Here is a 4,628-nt window from a genome sequence, read left to right as displayed (position 1 = left end):
GACCATTGCTGACTATTTCAAATATATTTTAATGACGGTTACCGGCAAAGGTCGCGGTGACAGAGTTAAAAAGTAATGACTAAACCTGCTTTGCTCATTATTGGCGCAGGCGGTTTTGGTCGCACTGTCGCAGAGGCTGCCATCTTATCTGGTGAATGGGGTAGCGCAGATTTTGTTGACGATAGTTACCCTGAGCACAGCCTGCCAGACGGGTATAATGTAGTTGGCCATAGTAATAACTTACCAGACTTACTGCCCGCCTATACAGGAGTTGTGGTAGCCATTGGCAATAATAAGGTGCGCAGTGAGAAACTGGCCTATTTAGCCAGCCTAGGGGCAAACATTGTTAATGTTTATCATCCTAGATCTTTTGTCAGTGCACGGGCGCTGGTAGCTGCTGGCACCTTAGTAATGGCAGGTGCCATTATCGGTGCTCATGCTAAGGTTGGCCGCGGCTGTATTCTTAACCCGAATGCCGTGGCAGACCATGATAGCATTATGGAAGATTACAGCCATTTAGGTGTCGGCGCTGTTATGGCCGGTACCTCTGTGCTTAAGCAGGGCGCCTGGCTTAGAGCCGGTGTTGCACTGACCTATGGTGATGTGGTGCCAGCGTGGTTGATTGTTGAGCGAGGGCATTTACTGCCTTCTGTATTGAATAGGGCAACTAGCTAGATAATCTCCCCCCGGCCCCCTCTTTACGAAAGAGGGGGAGCTAGCTAGTGATTAAGTCCCACTTCAGTAAAGGGAGGTTGGAGGGATTTAAATCTAAGATTGATGCTTAATCTTTAGCTATGCTTACATATTCAGTTGAGAGAGGTTTGCTATGCAAAATAATAACCCTGATGTTCAGGACATCAACACATCAGAAGAAACCGGTGATGCCTTAGCCCAGTTGGACCAAGGGCGGCGTGAGTTACTTAAAAAATTGGGTAAAGCGGCAGCTCTGGCACCGGTGAGTATAGCTTTAGTGTCTATGGAAGCAAAAGCGTGCAGCTTTTCTTGTTAAGTGAACCAGCCTAACATTATGCAGGCTGATCAGCACTCAACAATATTGCAGGTATGCTCTTCTGAACGTTTTGTCGCTTGGTTGGTAGATGATCATTTACTGATTTATGATAAGGCAGACAATAAGTGTGAATGGGTTAATGCGCTTGGCAGCATGCTATTTTTGCTGCTGGCGGCCAAACCCAGTAGTCATGCCCGCCTAGTTGACGATATTTATCAGCTAGCGCCGCATTTACCAAAGGATAATGCTCATTTAGCGCTTTGCCTGGCACAGTGGCAGCAGCGGGGCTGGCTGCAACTTGCCGCTGACGGCAGCTTTATGCTCAGCCAGGACATGACAGGGGCACACTCGCTGCCGCGCGGCGTTATGGTGCAGTTGCCAACCGCTGAAACGCTTGCAGCTTCTGATAAGTTGGTTCAGCGCATTTGGGTTAATTTAAATGGTCAGGATGTTATTGCCGTTTCTTTTTATCAAGCGTTGCAACATGATCAACCGTTCCAGCAAGCGTTTTGCCCTGAAGCCATTCCCCGGTTATTAGCCGTATTACAGGGTGTGACGGTTGCGGCGCCTGCTGTGCCTGTAAAAGAGAAGTTTACGTTATCTTTTGTGGTTAGCGAAGCACAAGTGACTATTTATACACAGGATATTAGCTACCAGATTACCGATGAAAGCTATGCCTTGTCGATGCTGGCTACCTTATTGTTACGTTTAAGTTACGCTGAAGCAGGAATGATGTTATCGGCACATGCTGCTGCGATTGGCAAAGCAGGCAAACAAATACTGCTGCCGGCCAATTCGGGTAGTGGCAAAAGCACCTTAACGGCCACTTTGCTTGTCCAGGACTGGGAGTATTATGGTGATGATGTAGTGGCGTTAGCGCCCCTGAGTGATAATGCCATGCAAACCTTGCCATTTAGAACGGCCGTTGGTTTAAAACCGGGCGCCTGGCCATTGTTGACTGCACTTTATCCGATATTGCCCAGCTTAGGGGTAACAGAATATGCTGGTAAACAGGCGAAATTTTTGCCGCTTAGTCAAACAGCAAGCAGTCCCTGGCAATCGGGTCGCATTTATGCGGTGGTATTTCCTCGTTTTTCGTCTGTGTCAGTGCCTTGTTTGCGACCTTTAAACCTGTGTGAAACTATTGCCATGTTTTTAGTGTCGGGCGTTTCCTTTATGCAGCATAGCACTGATAAAACAGCGAACTTAACGCTGTGGCTGGCCTGGCTGCAACAAATGCCGTGTTACGAAATGCTATATAACGATAGCGACAGTGCCCGGCGAATGCTGGAACCCCTTATATGAGCTACAACCCAGACTCTCTGTTATGAAGCACAGCAGCGCGCCGCCAGCCAGTTTTTCTTTGCTTTGCCAGTTGGTAAACCCTTACATACCCTCGGGGCAACTTGTATTACAAACCGTTGACTGGCGAAGTTTACTAAAAATGGCGGATCTCACCCATGTGCTGCCCGAATTATATCAAGGTTTGTTACGACATCAGCTATTTGCCTCGGCCCCCTCAGAGATTGCCAACACGCTAACGGAGTTATACGCATTTTTGCTACTACGCAGCAAGCTGGTTAAAGCGCAGTGTGATGACATTACCTCGGCGTTTAATGCAACGGGCATAATACCCGTTTGGTTAAAAGGGGCGGCTTTACTACAACAAAGTGATTGGCATAGTTGTGCCAGAGTGATGAACGATATTGATCTCTGGGTACCGGATCCGGCGCAACACACACTGGCGATTTCTATACTAAATAAGTTAGGTTATATCAATAAACAACAGCATGAATTGTGGGAAGAGTCGCACCATTTTTCGCCGTTCTTTCATCCAAAAAAAGTGTCTACTGTAGAGTTACATAAACATGTTATTCGCCCTGCACTGAGTCCGCTTTTGCCCAATCAGATTTGCGCAGCTGCAATTGAATATCAACAACTGCAAAATCTTCATTTTGGTGTGCTCAGTTTGCCGCACCGTATAACGCAAAGCTTTATTCAATGTTCACTTATGGCGTCGCCTGCGCTCGATACTGGTTTTATCCGGCTAATGAAAGTAGTGGATTTACTGCGGCTGATGCATACTGCGGGGACGGTAGCGTTACCCCTTGATCTGTTACAGACGCTGGCAAAACACCCTGAGTGGCAAAATTGTGCCGCGCATTTTACCCATGTGTTAGCACAGCATTTTGCTATTGCTAACCCTTTACCACCCAGCGACAGCTATCAACTTAAACTCTATGCATTACTCAGTGGTGAGCAAAGCGGCAAAACAGTAGTGAGAAAAATAGCGCTGTTTAAAAAGCCAGCGACACCTTTAAGATATATATTAACCTCGCCTCGTCATATTTGGCACGGCATTAAAGCAAGGCTTAGGTTGTTGATAAAGGGTAAGTTTTAGTGTTGCGAGCGGTTTTGGGGATTAAATCTCCCCCCGGCCCCCTCTTTACAAAAGAGGGGGAGCTAGCGAGTTGTTAAGTCACACCTCTATAGAACTTGGATCATGCTCTTTTAGCCAGTCTTGCAATGCTTTATCCATGCGTGTTTGCCAGCCTTTACCGGTTGATTTAAAACTGCTAACCACCTGCGGACTGTAACGTACTGATACCAGCTGCTTTACTGGTTCCTTTTGCGGGCCGCGGCCCCGTAGGATGGTTTTTAATGATGAAGGTAAATGCTCAATAGATAATGAGTTTTCGATATCAGCAGTTGTCCATTCCGGATTGTCGAGGTCCGTTTTAGTTTCTGTGTGCTTTTTCATAATCTAGTACTTCTCGTTTATTTGCTTTGCGAAAACTGATTACCCGAATGCCATCTTCAATCTCAACAAAAACCAGAGCATGAAGGTGGCCATCAAGATGATCTAATGCGCGGATCCTGATCTCGCCATAATTCTGTCTGTTATCAATAAGGTATTTGGCAGTTTCAAAATGAAAATCTTGGGCACGATCAAAAGATAATTCCCTCTCAAGTATGTTTTTGGTATTTTTGTTTGTGTCATACTCTATCTTCATTGCTTTATTGTAGCTACAGCTTGAGGGTTGTGCAAGGTGGGGGATTAAATCTCACAAATCTCCCCCCGGCCCCCTCTTTATGAAAGAGGGGGAGCTAGTTAGTTGTTAAGTCCCACTTTAATAAAGGGGGATTTAGGGGGATTTTAAGTTTGGAGGCATATTATGTTGCCATATAACAAAGCCTTAAAAACCTTTTCCAGAGAACTGCGCAAAAACCAGACTGCAGCAGAGGAGATGCTATGGCAGGCGATACGTAAAAAACAGCTGGCAGCTATGCTGTTTAACCGCCAAAAGCCGATTGAAGGTTATATTGCCGATTTTTACTGCGCCAAAGCTAAGCTGGTAATTGAACTGGATGGTGCGGTGCATCAGGGCCATGATGCAGAAGAATATGATGTTATTCGCGATAACGTAATGGCATCATTAGGCCTTACGGTGTTACGTTTTTCAAATCAACAAATTGAACATGACCTGGCTGGTGTGTTGGCAGAGATAAATGTGCATCTCACAAATCTCCCCCCGGCCCCCTCTTCATGAAAGAGGGGGAGCTAGCTAAATAACTGTTCCAAACAGTAGATCACCAAAACGAAGGAACTCAATGCGGT

The 4,628-nt window shown here is 46.2% G+C and carries 7 protein-coding genes; 5 read left to right on the top strand and 2 right to left on the bottom strand.

Annotated features, from left to right (window positions below; all coding sequences use genetic code 11):
- Positions 1-75 precede the first annotated feature (75 nt).
- From V7D78_RS16050 to V7D78_RS16035, 4 genes are all read left to right on the top strand, one after another.
- A complete protein-coding gene (locus tag V7D78_RS16050; RefSeq protein ID WP_333609466.1) occupies positions 76-675 on the top strand; it encodes a PglD-related sugar-binding protein in 600 nt (199 codons plus the stop codon).
- A 151-nt stretch (positions 676-826) separates the two neighbouring features.
- Complete coding sequence (locus V7D78_RS16045) at positions 827-1,009, top strand: hypothetical protein (protein WP_333609465.1); 183 nt, start codon at positions 827-829, stop codon at positions 1,007-1,009.
- Positions 1,010-1,027: 18 nt separating this feature from the next.
- The gene (locus V7D78_RS16040; RefSeq protein WP_333609464.1) at positions 1,028-2,314 is read left to right on the top strand and encodes a hypothetical protein; all 1,287 of its coding nucleotides are present in this window, start codon (positions 1,028-1,030) and stop codon (positions 2,312-2,314) included.
- A 22-nt stretch (positions 2,315-2,336) separates the two neighbouring features.
- On the top strand, positions 2,337-3,410 hold the full coding sequence (locus V7D78_RS16035; protein ID WP_333609463.1) for a nucleotidyltransferase family protein: 1,074 nt from the start codon (positions 2,337-2,339) through the stop codon (positions 3,408-3,410).
- 78 nt (positions 3,411-3,488) lie between these two features.
- On the opposite strand, the gene V7D78_RS16030 is transcribed toward V7D78_RS16035, so the two are convergent.
- Both V7D78_RS16030 and V7D78_RS16025 read right to left on the bottom strand, forming a co-directional pair.
- Positions 3,489-3,770: a BrnA antitoxin family protein gene (locus tag V7D78_RS16030; protein WP_333609462.1), complete on the bottom strand. Its 282-nt coding sequence runs from the start codon at positions 3,768-3,770 to the stop codon at positions 3,489-3,491.
- Positions 3,748-4,023 (bottom strand): BrnT family toxin, encoded by a 276-nt coding sequence (locus V7D78_RS16025; protein WP_333609461.1) that lies wholly within the window; start codon positions 4,021-4,023, stop codon positions 3,748-3,750. The genes V7D78_RS16030 and V7D78_RS16025 overlap by 23 nt, the downstream gene beginning before the upstream one ends.
- Positions 4,024-4,185: 162 nt before the next feature.
- Between V7D78_RS16025 and V7D78_RS16020 the strand changes: the two genes are divergently transcribed.
- Positions 4,186-4,560: an endonuclease domain-containing protein gene (locus V7D78_RS16020; protein WP_333609460.1), complete on the top strand. Its 375-nt coding sequence runs from the start codon at positions 4,186-4,188 to the stop codon at positions 4,558-4,560.
- Positions 4,561-4,628: the final 68 nt, after the last annotated feature.

Origin of the sequence: Arsukibacterium sp. (genome assembly GCF_036735525.1) — a bacterium.
Classification (GTDB): Bacteria; Pseudomonadota; Gammaproteobacteria; order Enterobacterales; family Alteromonadaceae; genus Alishewanella.
This window is presented reverse-complemented; position numbering and strand designations above follow the sequence as displayed.

Coding starts and splice junctions, on each gene's coding strand:
- V7D78_RS16050 (WP_333609466.1), top strand. CDS start 76: ATGACTAAACCTGCTTTGCTCATTATTGGCGCAGGCGGTTTTGGTCGC.
- V7D78_RS16045 (WP_333609465.1), top strand. CDS start 827: ATGCAAAATAATAACCCTGATGTTCAGGACATCAACACATCAGAAGAA.
- V7D78_RS16040 (WP_333609464.1), top strand. CDS start 1,028: ATGCAGGCTGATCAGCACTCAACAATATTGCAGGTATGCTCTTCTGAA.
- V7D78_RS16035 (WP_333609463.1), top strand. CDS start 2,337: ATGAAGCACAGCAGCGCGCCGCCAGCCAGTTTTTCTTTGCTTTGCCAG.
- V7D78_RS16030 (WP_333609462.1), bottom strand. CDS start 3,770: ATGAAAAAGCACACAGAAACTAAAACGGACCTCGACAATCCGGAATGG.
- V7D78_RS16025 (WP_333609461.1), bottom strand. CDS start 4,023: ATGAAGATAGAGTATGACACAAACAAAAATACCAAAAACATACTTGAG.
- V7D78_RS16020 (WP_333609460.1), top strand. CDS start 4,186: ATGTTGCCATATAACAAAGCCTTAAAAACCTTTTCCAGAGAACTGCGC.